At 51.6% G+C, this 15123-nt stretch carries 11 protein-coding genes; 8 read left to right on the plus strand and 3 right to left on the minus strand.

Features of this window, described 5'->3' with window-relative positions; all coding sequences use genetic code 11:
• Nucleotides 1–65: 65 nt before the first annotated feature.
• Both B0I18_RS09535 and B0I18_RS09540 read right to left on the minus strand, forming a co-directional pair.
• On the minus strand, nt 66–968 hold the full coding sequence (locus tag B0I18_RS09535; protein ID WP_106522453.1) for an SPL family radical SAM protein: 903 nt from the start codon (nt 966–968) through the stop codon (nt 66–68).
• A complete protein-coding gene (locus tag B0I18_RS09540) occupies nt 946–1677 on the minus strand; it encodes a DNA alkylation repair protein (RefSeq protein WP_106522454.1) in 732 nt (243 codons plus the stop codon). Before B0I18_RS09540 ends, B0I18_RS09535 begins: the two co-directional genes overlap by 23 nt.
• Before the next feature lie 351 nt (nt 1678–2028).
• Here B0I18_RS09540 and B0I18_RS09545 point away from each other — a divergent pair, with 351 nt between their 5' ends.
• The 8 genes from B0I18_RS09545 (at nt 2029) to B0I18_RS09580 (ending at nt 12920) form a co-directional block, all read left to right on the plus strand.
• Nucleotides 2029–3594 carry a CotH kinase family protein gene (locus B0I18_RS09545; RefSeq protein WP_106522455.1) on the plus strand — a complete coding sequence of 522 codons (1566 nt, stop codon included), beginning with the start codon at nt 2029–2031 and terminating at the stop codon, nt 3592–3594.
• 25 nt (nt 3595–3619) lie between these two features.
• Entirely contained in the window at nt 3620–4864 is a 1245-nt protein-coding gene (locus tag B0I18_RS09550) for a YCF48-related protein (protein WP_181358406.1), read from the plus strand.
• A 53-nt stretch (nt 4865–4917) separates the two neighbouring features.
• Nucleotides 4918–5337 carry a thioredoxin family protein gene (locus tag B0I18_RS09555; protein ID WP_181358407.1) on the plus strand — a complete coding sequence of 140 codons (420 nt, stop codon included), beginning with the start codon at nt 4918–4920 and terminating at the stop codon, nt 5335–5337.
• Between the two features lie 39 nt (nt 5338–5376).
• Entirely contained in the window at nt 5377–6285 is a 909-nt protein-coding gene (locus B0I18_RS09560; protein ID WP_181358408.1) for an FAD:protein FMN transferase, read from the plus strand.
• Nucleotides 6275–6532: a DUF4266 domain-containing protein gene (locus B0I18_RS09565; RefSeq protein WP_245882078.1), complete on the plus strand. Its 258-nt coding sequence runs from the start codon at nt 6275–6277 to the stop codon at nt 6530–6532. Before B0I18_RS09560 ends, B0I18_RS09565 begins: the two co-directional genes overlap by 11 nt.
• Before the next feature lie 60 nt (nt 6533–6592).
• On the plus strand, nt 6593–8083 hold the full coding sequence (locus B0I18_RS09570; protein WP_106522459.1) for a DUF3570 domain-containing protein: 1491 nt from the start codon (nt 6593–6595) through the stop codon (nt 8081–8083).
• A 97-nt stretch (nt 8084–8180) separates the two neighbouring features.
• Nucleotides 8181–10952, plus strand: a complete 2772-nt coding sequence (locus tag B0I18_RS09575) for an Ig-like domain-containing protein (protein WP_106522460.1) — start codon at nt 8181–8183, stop codon at nt 10950–10952.
• A 33-nt stretch (nt 10953–10985) separates the two neighbouring features.
• On the plus strand, nt 10986–12920 hold the full coding sequence (locus B0I18_RS09580) for a choice-of-anchor J domain-containing protein (protein WP_106522461.1): 1935 nt from the start codon (nt 10986–10988) through the stop codon (nt 12918–12920).
• A 286-nt stretch (nt 12921–13206) separates the two neighbouring features.
• Here the strand turns inward: B0I18_RS09580 and B0I18_RS09585 are convergent, their stop codons facing one another.
• Entirely contained in the window at nt 13207–14928 is a 1722-nt protein-coding gene (locus B0I18_RS09585) for a T9SS type A sorting domain-containing protein (RefSeq protein ID WP_106522462.1), read from the minus strand.
• Nucleotides 14929–15123 lie beyond the last annotated feature (195 nt).

Below are 15123 nucleotides of genomic sequence, written 5' to 3' on the forward strand. Positions count from 1 at the left end.
CGCATATTTCTCCTTGCAACAAACAGGCGCCCGCCCCTGCAATCCGCAGTGGGCGGGCGTTCTCTTTAGAGCTGCCGTGATGGGATCAGGCTGCTTTCCAATTGGTAGCGGTTTAAGAGCTCCTTCATTTTATTGCGGAATGCTTCCTGGTAATAGGCAGGCATAGCGGTATTGCCGGCAAAGAAAGCCCGGTACTTATCAGCCAGCTGTGGGTAGTGGCGTTCTACTGCGCGTTGTACCAGGCTGCGGCTATCGGCGGGGCCGTTGCCAAACAGCGTAAGCGATGCGGGGAACAGGTAGCGCACGCCCAGCTCCCGGAAGGTGGCAAACATTTTTTCCAGGTTATCGGCGGTATCGGTAATGTACGGCAACAGGGGCATAAGACTTACGCCGCTGTGGAAACCGGCATCCAGTACCTGGCGGAGGGCCTGTAAGCGTTGCTGCGGCGGCGTTGCGCCGGGTTCGAATTGTTTACCTACCTGGTCGTCGATAGTCGAAAATGAAAAGGTAATAAATACCTTGCGTTGCAGTTTGTCCTGCAGGTCGGCAGGTAATTGTGCCACGGCTTCTATAGCGCGGAGCAGGTCCAGGTCGCGCAGCACCAGGTCGGATTTGGTAATGACATGCACCGGGAAGCGGTGTTTTAAGATAACCTCCAGCAGGCTCCGGGTCAGCATCCGGTCTTTCTCCACCTGCAGGTAAGGGTCCGTAGCTGAGGACAGGACAATAATGCCGTATTGGTTTTTGCGGGCACGCAAGGCCAGCTGCCGGTCCAGCAGTTCGGCTGCATTTTCCTTAACCGCCAGTTTATCTTCCATATGCTCGCCGTACTTACTACCCCGTATATAACAATACAGGCAGTTAAAGGAGCATCCGCTATACGGGTTAAGGGTATAGTCGTCCAGGAACCAGGGGTCGCGGCGCCGGGTTTTATTAAGGATTGTTTTAGCCTGGATACTTTGTGGCATATTTGGAGGATCTGCTGAGTCCGATATTGATTTTAGTCCTGAACCATTGTTTGATGTCTGCGTCGGTACGCAAGCGTTCGCTATATGTTGCAATAATATCCGGGTGGAACTTGGCTATTGTTTTCGCTGCCCAGCCAATACCCTTTTTCGTATGGAATTCCGTGGCGCCGGCCAGGCTGAGCAACAGGCCGAACATCGTTGCGGCATCTTTTTTCTGTAGTCCTTTTTTTACCGCATAATGCGTGGCCACGCCTACCGAGCGTACCAGCCATTTGTCGGGATGTGCGGCCAGTCCCTGCAAAACGGGTAGCGTTCGCCCCGGGTAGTGAAGCAGGGCAAAGCCCATTACCCGTTCCCCGATAATATCGCATACATACCATTGGTTACCCCGGATAATATAGGCCGCGGCCTTTGTCAGCGACTCGTCGAAATGACGGTGCAGCCGTAATTGCAGGATCATGCCTGCTATGGTATTGCCGCCTATGGTATCGAGTTCCATCAGGCTATCGGTAAAGGCAACCTGCGCCTGCTCCGGCAGGATCGCAGCAAGTTCCTGCGCCGCGTATTCCAATAGCGGGAACCGTACTTTATATTGCAGCAGGTGGCTATGCACCGCATCTGCTAATGCCGCTGTGCCGCCGCTCGTGTAGGCCTCGAGTAGTACAGGGATCAGCGCCCTGATCTGTGTTTTACTGGTTATGCTTTCCATTATTCTGCGGCAAATAACTAAATTTTCCGGTCATTTATAACATCGCTCTTCTTTTTAAGGAACAGGATGACGCAATAACGTTTGTCGCTTGTCGTTCTGTAGCGCTACAATCCTTACCTGTTGAGAGATCCCAGGTATTCATCCTTATGCTGCTTTTCCCGTTTATGGCTACGGCATTGTTGGCCGGGTGCATGTTTCCCGGCTGTTTCAGGAGCGGGGATCCCGTTGTCTTTCGCCTTGTGGCAAGGGTTATGCGCTTCGTCATGACTTGGTAAAATATTGTGTGCCAGGGTGCATATCCGGGAAAATGACAAAACTCTAAATTACTTTTGCGCCGCTTAACAAAAGTTTATGTCTTCCTGTATCCACTATCGTTTTGTTCCTGTTTGGTTATCCCTGCTGTTGGGGGTACTGCTGTCGGGAATGGGCTCGGGTAGCGGATTACAGGCACAGGAGCTTTTTAATCCCGGCCGGTTGCACGATATCCGGGTCACGATTGCCGAGCCCGGTTGGTATGATAGTTTACAGGCTTTCTACAATGCCGGTTTAAAAGGCGAAGAAAAAAAAGTATTACGATCGGCTATGGTTATCGATGGCGATACCCTGGCAGCGCCGGTTGCGATCCGGTTTAAAGGACATTATTCAAACTACGGTTTCCCGGGGCCCAAAAAGCCCTTCCGGCTTCACTTTGGTAAGTTCGACGAGCAACAGGACTACCAGGGTATCCGCAAACTGAACCTCCATAATCTTGCCGGCGATCCCTCGTTTATGCGCGAGTATATTGCCTATGGTTTTATGCGGGCTATCGGGATACCCGCTTCCCGTACGGCTTTTACCCGATTGTTTATCAACGGCGCCTATTACGGTTGTTACCTGGTCGTGGAGGAGCCGGAAGATAAATTGTTTTTAAAACAACATTTCGGTACCGATAAAGGCAATCTTTTTGATGCTGCCGAAACAACCGACCTGGCCTGGGTAGACAGCCTGCCCGCTTCCTACCCCGAACTGCAATTGCAAAGCAAAGACCGGGAAGGCGCCTGGAATGGCCTGCTGGATTGGTTATACCTCGTCAATAAATATTACCGCTTCGACTTCCTGCAAAAGCTGTCGGATCGTTTTGCAACAACGGATTACCTGAAGGTACTCGCTGCCGATATGTTGCTCGACAACTGGGATTCCTATGCCGCCAACGGCCGTAATTTTTACCTGTACGAAACACCGGAAGACGGCAGGATACATTGGATACCCTGGGACTATAACCTTGCTTTCTGGTATAAAAACCTGCCGCCCTTTCCCGCAAACAGTAAAGGGAAATACCGGCCGCTGATCTGGCGCATACTGGACCATCCTTACCTGAAACAGCAATACCTGGCTACGCTGTGCAGGCTGATCGACCAGGAGGCCGCAACATACCCGGTAGAACAGCTGACGCTCGGGGCCTTTAACCTGATCCGTGATGCAGTAGAAAGCGATACGCTGAAATTCTATAGCAACGAGGCTTTCCGCCTTAACCGTACCGAAATGGTAACCGTAAATATGTTGCGCGATAGTAAGCCTAAAGATGTGGCGCTGCCCGGTATTACCAGCTATTTTGCAAAACGCCGTACCGATATGCGCAAGACCCTCGCAGCCATGGGCTGTGATTGTGATAAAGCGGCTGAAGCACAGCACCAGGGCCTTACAGCGTTGATTTACCCCAACCCGGTTCGTACGGTACTCCACCTGTATGTGGAAGATGAGGTAACCACTTTACAAGCCCGGGTTATCACAGCAGGGGGCAGTACCCTCAGTCAACATAACCTGAAACTGGAAGCCGGTAAGGCTACCATCGATATACACCAGTTGCCCGGTGGCATCTATTTCCTGAGCCTGTATGGTGAAGGAAAACAAAGGTTGCTCCGGTTCTTTAAACCTTAATTCTTACACACAACAATCCCTCTTAATGAAAAAAACAAAAATTGCCCTGCTGGCAATAGGCTTCCTCTTGCCCTTTTCGCTGATGGCCCAATGGACCAAACTCAGCTCGCCGACTACCAAAGATCTTAATGCCGTATGTTTCGTATCCGGGCAGACCGGCTGGGCTGCGGGTAAAGATGGTATCGTGATTAAAACCACCAATGGCGGCGCTGCATGGGCCGTACAGAATGCCGGAGCCAGTAAAGACCTGAACACTGTTTTCTTTGTCAGTGAACAAACCGGCTGGGTAGGCGGCAAGAACGGCATCATCCGTAAAACAAACGATGGCGGTGGTACCTGGACAGCACAGGCTACCGGTACTTCGAAAAAAATAAACAGCATTCATTTTTTTGATGCGAACAATGGTATTGCCGTAGGCGAAGAGAACCTGGTGTTGAAAACGGCAAACGGTGGCGCAGTATGGTCCAGGACGGCGGGACGCCCTACGGATAGCGACGATGACGATGATGATGATAAAGACGGGCACAGCCTGAATAAAGTGCAGATGCTGAGCGCGCAGAAAGCTTTCGTCTGCGGGGATGACGGTTATTTTGCCGTTAGCAATAATGGGGGCAGTTCCTGGACAGTGCAGCCGGCGGGCACTACGGCCGACCTGGAGGGCATGCATTTCGTAACGGAGCAAAGCGGTTATGTTTGTTATAAATCCGGTGGCGTAAGAAAGACCAACGGTACAGGCTCTTTTACCGCCGTTACCGCTGCTACGTCCAAAGACCTGAATGCGCTTTATTTTATCACTGCGGAAAAAGGATGGGCTGTAGGCGACGATGGCCGTATACAACATACTACCAATGGCGGCAATTCCTGGGTAAGCCAGAACGTAAGCGGGGTAACTGCCGAATTGAAAGCCCTGCATTTTCCGGCAGCTACAGCAGGTTATGCTGTAGGCAAAAATGGAACGATCCTTAAATCCAACGGCAACAGTAACGGTACCACGGCAATCTCAGAACTGGAAACCCTTAATGGTATTGCTTTTTATCCCAACCCCGTCAACGAAAGGTTGATCATCTCCCTGTCCGCAGCAGCATTGACACCCGGTGTCGCAGTGCAGGTTATCGTTGCCGATGTATACGGCCGTACCGTAGCATCTGTGGCTTGTAAAGCTTCCGGAAAGGACCTCGTTATTCCCGCACAACACTGGGCTGCCGGTGCCTATTTCGTAAAAGTGATTGCCGGCGATCGTATCGCGAACGGAAAAATTATAAAACCCTGATTCCTGAAACCCGGCGCTGCATATAGCGCGGCCGGGCACCTAAATTAATGCTTATGAAAACGCTATTGTTTGTCCTGCTGCTGATGGGTGCAAGCCTGCCCGGTGTAGAAAGCCTCGAAGGATTACGCAACGATGCAAGACAGCACGAGAAAAATATCGCCGTGTACTTTTCCGGCTCCGACTGGTGCACCAATTGTCACCGGTTCCGGCGTAACGTATTGGAGCAGGACACAATAAAATCCTTATTGGATAACGGTTACGTTTATTATGTCGCCGATTTTCCGCAACGCAAAAAACTGGATAAAGAAACCGTAAGCCTCAACGAGGCGCTTGCCGAAAAGTTGAATCCCGATGGGGTATTCCCCGTATTGGTATTGACCGACAGCGACTGGAACATAAAAGCCAGGATCTATAACGGCAACGCTTTGGAGACTATTATGCATAAACTTAAAAGCAATGCAACTGCGCAATAGGATATGAAGCGTAAAACTTACCATAAAAGTATATCCTCCATGACTTCCCATCTTGACATCACGCTGGTAGGGGAGCCCGGAAGCGAGGCAGAGATGGAAGCCCATATGGCAGCGGGTTATGCCGAAGCCGACCGGCTTATCGGTATAATCTCGGCCTGGCAGGAAGGTACCGAACTCTACCAGGTGAATGCCATGGCCGGTATCGCCCCCGTGGCTGTTTGCGACGAACTCTTTTACCTGCTGAAACGGAGCCTGCGTATATCGGCGCTTACAGAAGGCCTGTTCGATATCACGTTCGCCTCCATAGATAAGGTCTGGTTTTTCGACCGTCCTATGGTACAAAAGCCGGATGCTGCGGCAATAGCGGCTTCTGTACGGCATATTGATTACCGGTATGTGCAACTTAATGAACAGGACAAAACGGTATTCATCACCAATAAGGGTACGAAGATAGAATTGGGCGCCATCGGCAAGGGATTTATCGCCAATAAGATGAAGGTCCTGTTGCAAAATCGTGGTCTTAGCGACGGTATGGTAAATGCAGGCGGCGATCTTACCGTATGGGGCCATAACGAACAGGGAAAGACCTGGCGTATTGCCATTGCCGATCCGGAAAGAAAAGAAAAGCTAATTGCCTGGGTGCCGCTGTCCGAAGGTGGTATCGCTACTTCGGGCAGTTATGAACGATACGCCCTGATCGATGGTGAAAAGTATGCCCATATTATTCATCCCAAGAGCGGTATGCCGGTAAAGGGATTGCAGAGTGTTACCGTAATCAGTCCTGATGTGGAGCTTTGCGATGCCATCGCTACATCCATATTCCTGTTGGGGAAAGAGGAAGGCCTGGCTTTCGTCAATCGCTTCAACGATCTGCAATGTTTTATCGTGGATAACGATAACCAATTCCACTATTCCGATAATCTTAAAAAAGTTACGTATGCTGCATAAACGCATGACGGTTCCTGTGTTTAAAGGCAGGACGAAATTGATATTGCTTGCCGGCCTGGCTACCAGTAGTATTTTATATACTTCCTGCCAATCGGTAAAGCCTTACCAGAAGCAATACCTCAACGATCATTATATGCAAACCAATGCCCTGCCGGTAGAGAAGCTGGAGAGCGAGGCGGATAGCTATCGCGAAGGCATGATCGGTGGTATGGATGGTAAATCGGGTGGGGGCTGTGGTTGCAACTGACCGGGCATAAAACAAAAGACCGGCTTGATCCGGTTATTTTATTAAAACTTAAATAAAACTATGGGTATTATACTTACACTGGTATTGGTCTGTTGTGTATGCTTCAGCTTTGGCCAGGCGCGGCCTGACGTTACACCGCCCGAAGAGCCGGTTAAGCGGCCGGTAACGGTGAGCCTGTTGAGCAATTACTATGACCAGGATGGTGAACACGGCGCGGTAAATGGCGGTACCGGTTCGCAAAAACTCGAAAGTTATACGCAGGAAGCGCATATTTATGTCCCCGTAAAAGAACTTTCGGGGCTGCGGGTGAATGGCGGGGCCGATCACTTTACTTCTGCTTCGTTAAGACTGATCGATAAATATAAGACATCGGCAAGCGCTGCCCAGGGCGATGTCAGCGGCGATGAAACCCGCGTATTCGGCAGTATCGGTTATGACTTTGGCAATAAAGCAGCGCATACCATAACTTCCTTGGGTATCGGTTACTCCAAAGAATACGATGTCAACTCTTACAGTTTCAATTTTGGCTGGAATAAGGATATGCCTGCCCGTAACCTCAATTACCAGTTCGGGCTTAGCCTGGTTGCCGATCGCTGGCTGGTGATCTATCCCGGTGAGTTCCGGTCGCAGGTTACCGGCTATGCCGACGAAGGCGGCCATTCCGGTGGTTCCGGAGGATCGGGAGGTTCTGGTGGTTCCGGGCATTCCGGTCACGATGATGACGACGACGACGGGCACCGCGGCGGCCATAGCGATGATGATGATGACGATAGCGGTACCGATGGCCATAGCGGCGCCAGCCAGGTAGACTCTTCCGGTAACGGGCAGATACCGGTCGGTTATGCAACGCCCATACCGGTTAACGGTAAGACGGCGACCAAGAACGGCAAGACCTTCCCGGTAGACTGGCGTTATTCCGTTAACCTCAGCAATAAACTGAGTTATGTTATTAATCAATGGATGAACGGGGCAGTAGGTATCGATCTTACCTTCCAGTCCGGGTTGTTATCCACGCCTTTTTACCGGGTATATTTCAACGATGGTGTGATCAACGAACTCGATAAAGAAGTGCGGATCGAAAAACTGCCGAGGTTGCGGTACCGTGCTGCGCTGTATGCACGCTACGACTACCAGCCTGTTGCCTACCTGGGCTTGCGTACGATGGTCCGTTATTATGCGGACAACTGGGGCATACAAGGGCTTACGGCCAGCATCGAAATGCCGGTCAAAATAGGCTCCGCCGTTTCGATCAATCCTTTTTACCGGATCGCGTTGCAGCAGGGCAGTAAATATTTCGCCGGTTATGCCGAACATGTCTACACCCCTGAAAGTTTCTATACCAGCGATTATGATCTCGCATCCTTTACGGCGCATAAGGTAGGCGGCGCTATCCGTTTGTCACCTTTAAACCCCGTGGCTGGTATCCGGAACGAAGAAGGTACGTCTTACCTGTTCAGCCTGGCTTCTGTCGGGTTACGCTATGCGTATTACATGCGCAGCGATGGGCTCAGGGCGCATTCGGTATCGCTGGAGCTGAACCTGAATTTTTAAACAGCAGGCTTTTTAATGCAAAAAATAAAACCATTCCGTGGTACGGGGCAGCTTATGCCCCGCCGCGACGGATCTTTTTCATCAATACCCATTTTTTATGAACAAACACCTATTCCGGTTTGCCTTATGGCTGATCGTATCGATATCCTGTACGGCCATTGCCGGCGCGCAGACACAAGTCATTATCGGTACCGGTACGGGTAGCGGTACCTCAACACCGATATCCCGTTTTTACGAATACTCGCTTAGCGAATCGATATACCTGGGCTCCGAATTCGGGGGTAATACGGGTAATATCACGGCCATTGCCTATGATAAGGCTTCGGGTTCCAGCACGGCGGTAACGCCGTCGGTAAGCATCTATATGAAACTAACCACCAATAGTACGGTGGGTACCAGTATTTACCCGGTCAGCTTAAACGGTTATACCCTGGTTTGGAGCGGCAGCTTTCCCAATGGTGCTCCGGGCTGGCAGCAAGTGACGCTGGATGCGCCTTTCCCTTTCCCTGCTGCAACGCAGAATCTCTCTGTACTCGTGCTCAACAACTGCGGCGCCATTATCCCTTCGGGCCGGCCCCAATACCGATATACCACGACCAATGTGCGCCAGGAGGCCGATTATACCGGCACTTCAGCCTGGGATGCCACCAAGACCTTGATCCCGCATTGGGAAAGACCGAATGTGCGGTTTACACTCGGCGCTTTATCCTCCTGCCTGTCGTCCACGGCTATTGCTGTGGGTACGGTAACGGCTACCACGGCCCAGTTCAGCTGGACGGCCCCGGCTCCTGCCCCTGCAGGTTACGAATGGGAGCTCCGGACTGCAGGCTTGCCCGGCAGCGGCGCTACAGGCCTGGTCAATAGCGGTACTACCCCGGGTACTACGCTGAATGCTTCAGGCTTACCCGCTGCTACTACCGCTTATTTTTATATCCGTTCGCAATGCGGTACGGGCCAGTATAGTCTCTGGTCCGGTGGTGCCGCCGTTGTAACGCCCTGTGCACCGGTTACCGTTTTCCCCTGGACCGCCGGTTTCGAAACCCTGTTGTTGCCGGATTGCTGGTTTAATACGAGCAATGCCAACCGCAACTGGGAGTTTGTAACGGCTGATGCCGGTCATGGCGCTGCAGCCCCGCATAGCGGCACGGGTATGGCCCGGGTGGATGTGTACAATGCGATTACCGCCAATAACCCGATGCGCCTGGTCCTGCCGCCGATGACCATCGGCAGCGGCATGGAACTTAAATACTGGGCCTGGATCGGTAATGAAGGAGCGGCTGCGCCCCTTTCTGTAGAGGTATCGGCAAATGGCGGCAGTAGCTATAACACGCTCTATACGCACAACAATACGGCAGGTGTCAACCAATGGCAAAGTTATACCCAGTCCCTGGCGGCCTATGCCGGTCAGACTATCTTGGTCCGTTTTACAGCAGTAAGTAATTATGGCACCGGTTCCTGTAACCTGGGCCTGGATGATATTGCCGTACAGGCTGCTACTACGGCGCCGGTTACGATTGATAGCGTTAAAGTAAAAACAGTAGCCAATGCCCCTGCGGTGATCAGCAGCAATGGCGGCAGCTTGCAGCTCAATGCATTCGTATATCCTGCAACGGCCAACCAGTCGGTAACCTGGAGCATCGTACCGGTAAGCGGTTCGGCTACCATCAATGCTTCGGGTTTGGTCACCGCATCGGCCAGTGGTACGGTATGGGCCAAAGCGGTATCTACTATAGATGTTTTGAAGAAAGATTCCTTATTGGTCACCATCTCCGGTCAAACGGTTACGATCGATAGCGTTAAAGTAAAAACAGTGGCGAATGCCCCTGCGGTGATCAGCAGCAATGGGGGCACTTTACAGCTCAATGCATTCGTATATCCTGCAACGGCCAACCAGTCGGTAACCTGGAGCATCGTACCGGTAAGCGGTTCGGCTACCATCAATGCTTCGGGTTTGGTCACCGCATCGGCTAACGGTACGGTATGGGCCAAAGCGATATCTACCATAGATGTTTTGAAGAAAGATTCCTTATTGGTCACCATCTCCGGTCAAACGGTTACGATCGATAGCGTTAAAGTAAAAACAGTGGCGAATGCCCCTGCGGTGATCAGCAGCAATGGCGGCAGCTTGCAGCTCAATGCATTCGTATATCCTGCAACGGCCAACCAGTCGGTAACCTGGAGCATCGTACCGGTAAGCGGTTCGGCTACCATCAATGCTTCGGGTTTGGTCACCGCATCGGCTAACGGTACGGTATGGGCTAAAGCGGTATCTGCTGTCAATGGGTCTAAAAAAGATTCGCTGTTGGTCACCATCTCCGGTCAAACCATTATGATCGATAGCGTTAAAGTAAAAACAGTGGCGAATGCCCCGGCGGTGATCAGCAGCAATGGCGGCAGCTTGCAGCTCAATGCATTCGTATACCCTGCAACGGCCAACCAGTCAGTAACCTGGAGCATCGTTCCGGTAAGCGGTTCGGCTACCATCAATGCTTCGGGCCTGGTAAGGGCAACGGCCAATGGCATTGTTTGGGCCAAGGCTATAGCGCAAGGCAATATGGCGAAACGCGATTCCATAAAGATCGCCATAAGCGGGCAGGGCCTGGGCATGGAGCTGGTCGCCGCGCAGTTGGGACTCCGTATTTTCCCGAACCCAGTACAGGAACGGCTGATGTTGCACCTGGAAAAGCAGCATCCCGATCTGGTGCTGCGCATTACCGATAGCCGCGGCAGCGTATACGCCGGGTTTGCTGTAAAAAGCGGTGTCAACACCCTGTTGCCCGTAACCATGACCGGCGCCGCGCCCGGTGTCTACTTCCTTACGATAACCGGCAAGGATATCCTGTACCAGTCCAAAATATCCAGGCAATAGCCTCCTTCCTCTTCAACTTATAAAACAGCAATAATGCGTCAACTAATAAATGCTTTTCTTATCGTAGCAGGCCTGCTGGCCACAACCCCGGCCGGGGCGCAAACCCAGGTCACCGTTGGTACGGGTACCGGTAGCGGTACTTCGACCCCGCTTTCTACATTCAACGAGTATTCCGTGAGCGAAGCCATCTATCTCGGGTCTGAGTTTGGCGGCGTTACGGGTAATATTACCGCAATCGCTTACGATAAGGCTTCGGGCTCCAGTACGGCTGCGGTACCCAATGTTACTATTTACATGAAGCTCAGCAGTGCAACAACAGTGGGCACGAATGCCTATACGACCTCATTGAATGGATATACCCCCGTCTGGAACGGTGCTTTCCCCAACTCGGCCAGTGGTTGGCAGGAGGTCGTGCTTACCACGCCTTTCCCTTTTCCTGCGGCAAGCCAGCAGTTATCGGTACTGGTGGTCAATGCCAGTGGTACGACTATCGCTTCGGGCCGGCCACAGTTCCGGTATACCTCTACTTCTTCCGTAAAACGCGAGGCCGGTTATGCCGGTAGCAGTGCCTGGAACGGTAGCCAGAGCCTGGCTCCGCATTGGGAGCGTCCCAATACACGGTTTACCTTTGGTTCGCTTGCTTCCTGTATCAGCCCGCTGGATATTGCGGTAAGCAATGTTGCGGCCACTACGGCTACGCTGAGCTGGTCGCCCCTGGCCACGGCGCCATTGTCGTATGACTGGGAGCTGCGAAGCTCGGGTCAACCCGGTAGCGGCGCGACGGGCTTAGTAAGCAGCAGCTCCGCAACAGGTACTTCGGTGCCGCTTTCTTCCCTGTCGCCCGAGACCACATACGCCGTTTATGTGCGGTCGCATTGTACGGCTACGGAAAACAGCCTCTGGTCCGGCGCCCTCTCTTTTACCACCACCTGTGCGCCGGTTACCATTTTTCCATGGACGGGCACGTTCGAAAATTTCAGCCTGCCCTCCTGCTGGGCCAATACGACTGCGGGGACTAAAAAGTGGGAGTTCGTAAACGCCGATGCGGCGCATGGCGCAGCTACCCCGCATGGTGGTACGGGTATGGCACGCGTCGACGTGTATAATGCTTCTACAGCCAATAACCCGGTGGTGCTGCAATTGCCGGTGCTTATTCCTGCCGAGGCTACCACGCAGTTAAGCTACTGGGCCTGGATTGGCAGCGGTGGTGCTGCGGCGCCCCTTACCGTGCAGGTATCTGCTGATGGCGGTAATGTATTTACGACGATCTATACCCATAATAACACAGCTAATACGAATGCCTGGAAGGACTACACGATGTCGCTGGGCGCCTATGCGGGCCAGGCGGTTCTGATCCGGTTTGTGGCCACAAGTAATTATGGAAGTGGTTCCTGTAACATTAATCTTGATGATATTACCATCGGTACAGCCCAGCCGCTTGCCCTGAAGCTGCAGAGCATACGCGCCGTTTATGAAAATGCCGTAAATAAAGTAAGCTGGACGGCGGTTAACGAAGAGCCCGGTGATTATTACATCCTCGAATACAGTAACGACGGTAAGGATTTCAATGCACTCACGTTAAGGGATGCGCGTGGCGAAAGTCCTTCTGTTTATAACTATGAAGAGCAGGCCCGGGCGGCCAGCACCTATTACCGGCTTAAGATGACAAGCGCCGGTGCTGGTGTTACCTATAGCCGTACGGTAAGACTCGAAACCCCGGTAAGCCCACAGGTGGCAACGTTTACGTTATATCCCAATCCTGCTGCTACGGGCATCAGCATACGGCTGGACGAGCCGGCCCTGCGTGACGCTGTGTTCTGCCTAACCGATGTATTCGGCAAACGCCTGCAACAATTTTCGTTCGGCAAAAACAACGTCATCACCTTGCCGCTTACCGCTTACCCGGCGGGTATGTACTATGTAACAGCGGCGGGTATGCCTGCGGTTAAATTTATGCTTGTCCGTTAATATACTTTACAGTTCATGATACAGCTGCCGGGCGACAGACTGCTTTAGGTTGGTCTTCGCCCGGCAGCATCGTTACAGTACCTGCATGTCTTTTCTGCACACTTATGAACGCAAGCCACACGACTGTAAATTGTTGGTTACGCATTATGGTATTAATTTTTAATATTGTCTTGTCAGGCGTGATAATAAAACCCTGATCATCATAGAAGACAACATAAAAGTAAGGGCTCCCCGGATACCGGAGAGCCCTTACTTCTTTTAATTTGATGCTATAAGATGTTATGTCTTAGCGTATCACCAGTTTTTGTGTGCTGGTCATGCGTTTGCCATCCTGGTTGTAAACGCTCACCAGGTAGGTGCCTGCATATACACCGGAGATACGGAATCCCTGGCGTGCAGCAGCTACAGGAACAGTTTTAACAGTTACGCCCATCAGGTTGGTAATCACTACCCGTCCTTCTGTTACAGCGATATCGCTTACCTGGATCATATTATCCTGGCTTGCAGGGTTGGGGTATACTTTCCAGCTGGTTTCCAGGCCGGTGCAGGTATTCGTAACGTTCAGGGTTTTGCTGTAGGTTACTTTGTTACCCAGGTCGGTAATTTTCAGGCGGTAGTAACGGGTGTCGGGTGTCTGGGCAAGCGTATAGTTATAGTTGCCGCCTTTGGGACCCTGGCTTGCTACCTGTGCCAGCGATTTGAACTGGCTTGCGTTGGCGCTGCCTTCGATTTCGAAATGATCGAATTTGGTTTCTTCAGCGGTTGCCCAATTGAGGATAACGGAGCAGTTTTCGGCATAAGCGCTGAAACCGGTCAGGGTAACAGGAAGGGGTGTGCCGCCGGTGGTAAAGGTTTGCTCACCACAGAAGGTATAGAACGAGTTGGTATCGGCTGGGGTCAGCGATGCAGGCCTCATTACATTGATGCCCTGTACGCCTACGTTAAAGTAGCTGTTAGGGTAGTTGGCATTCGGTGCCAGGTTTGCTGCGAAAAATTTGATCGGGTTGCCGGCATCGTTACCATTGAAGTTGCCCTGCTGGCGGGTAATACCGGTGAAGTAAAATTCGCCGGATCCTACTACAGTACCATTGTTGTCGAAGTCTGCACCCCTTACTTTACCGTTAACGGTATTGGTGAAGGTAGCGCCGCCATTGATGGTGATCTTTGGATTTCCGGAGTTGCTTACCCATACCAGGCCGTCATTGGTAAAGGTAGCGTTGTTATTGAAACCTTCACGTGCCACGAAACGGCATTTATTGGTAATAACAGCGCCGCTGTTGATATTGATAAAGTGACGGGCATCGAACCAGCCTTTATTGGTTACGGTGCTGGACGGGTTAAAGTTACCGCCGACGATGGTCAGCCTGCCTGAGTTGTTCAGTGTGGTTCCGCTATGGGTGTTGAAGTCGCCGCTGTTGATCGTAAGCATACCGTTATTGGTCAGTACGCTGCCATTGCCGCTTAAGTTCACGCCGTTGCTGAAAGTAATTTTGGCATCTGTATTATTGGTAATGGTAACTGTGCCGTTCATGTTCAGGCTGCCGTTGATGTCGATAACGCCGCTATTGGTCAGTACGCTTCCTGCGTTGAGGTTAGCGCCGCCGTTAAGCTGGAAAGTGCTGTTGGTCTCATTGATCAGCTGTATGCCGGAGTTGGCATTGATACCGCTGTTAATGGTAAGCGTACCCAGGTTGCGAATGGTAGTGCTGCTGTTGCCGGCATTGATGCCGCCTGTGGTCAGGGTACCATAGTTCTCGATCGTTCCGTTAAAATTATTAAGGCTCCAGAGTGTAACAGTTACACCTTTAGCAATACGTAATACGCCACCGCTTGCGATTTCCGCATTGGCTGACATGTCTGCTGTAATGCACCAGGTAGCGCCGCTGGGTACCTGTAAATTGCTTTGTGTAGTAGGTACCTGGAAGGTACAAGGGGTTTGCGCCTGTGTGTAAAAAGCCGCAGTAGTTAGTAATAATGATGCGATAAGTGTTTTTTGTGTACGGTACATAAATACTCGTTTATATGGGTTTTTAAAAGAAGTTTTTGGTTTTGATACGGCATGCGTAAACTGTTACCGCCTGGTACAGGCAGTTTAGGTCTTGCAGCACATCTTCAGGGTTGGTCAGGATCCTGGAATGTAGTGCTGGCGTGCAATAGGTCCTTGCTTGTTTATGCCGGTAAATTCATGAGTATGCGATTTAAT

This window comes from Taibaiella chishuiensis, from assembly GCF_003014535.1.
Taxonomy (GTDB): domain Bacteria; phylum Bacteroidota; class Bacteroidia; order Chitinophagales; family Chitinophagaceae; genus Taibaiella; species Taibaiella chishuiensis.

Coding starts and splice junctions, on each gene's coding strand:
- B0I18_RS09535 (WP_106522453.1), bottom strand. CDS start 968: ATGCCACAAAGTATCCAGGCTAAAACAATCCTTAATAAAACCCGGCGC.
- B0I18_RS09540 (WP_106522454.1), bottom strand. CDS start 1,677: ATGGAAAGCATAACCAGTAAAACACAGATCAGGGCGCTGATCCCTGTA.
- B0I18_RS09545 (WP_106522455.1), top strand. CDS start 2,029: ATGTCTTCCTGTATCCACTATCGTTTTGTTCCTGTTTGGTTATCCCTG.
- B0I18_RS09550 (WP_181358406.1), top strand. CDS start 3,620: ATGAAAAAAACAAAAATTGCCCTGCTGGCAATAGGCTTCCTCTTGCCC.
- B0I18_RS09555 (WP_181358407.1), top strand. CDS start 4,918: ATGAAAACGCTATTGTTTGTCCTGCTGCTGATGGGTGCAAGCCTGCCC.
- B0I18_RS09560 (WP_181358408.1), top strand. CDS start 5,377: ATGACTTCCCATCTTGACATCACGCTGGTAGGGGAGCCCGGAAGCGAG.
- B0I18_RS09565 (WP_245882078.1), top strand. CDS start 6,275: ATGCTGCATAAACGCATGACGGTTCCTGTGTTTAAAGGCAGGACGAAA.
- B0I18_RS09570 (WP_106522459.1), top strand. CDS start 6,593: ATGGGTATTATACTTACACTGGTATTGGTCTGTTGTGTATGCTTCAGC.
- B0I18_RS09575 (WP_106522460.1), top strand. CDS start 8,181: ATGAACAAACACCTATTCCGGTTTGCCTTATGGCTGATCGTATCGATA.
- B0I18_RS09580 (WP_106522461.1), top strand. CDS start 10,986: ATGCGTCAACTAATAAATGCTTTTCTTATCGTAGCAGGCCTGCTGGCC.
- B0I18_RS09585 (WP_106522462.1), bottom strand. CDS start 14,928: ATGTACCGTACACAAAAAACACTTATCGCATCATTATTACTAACTACT.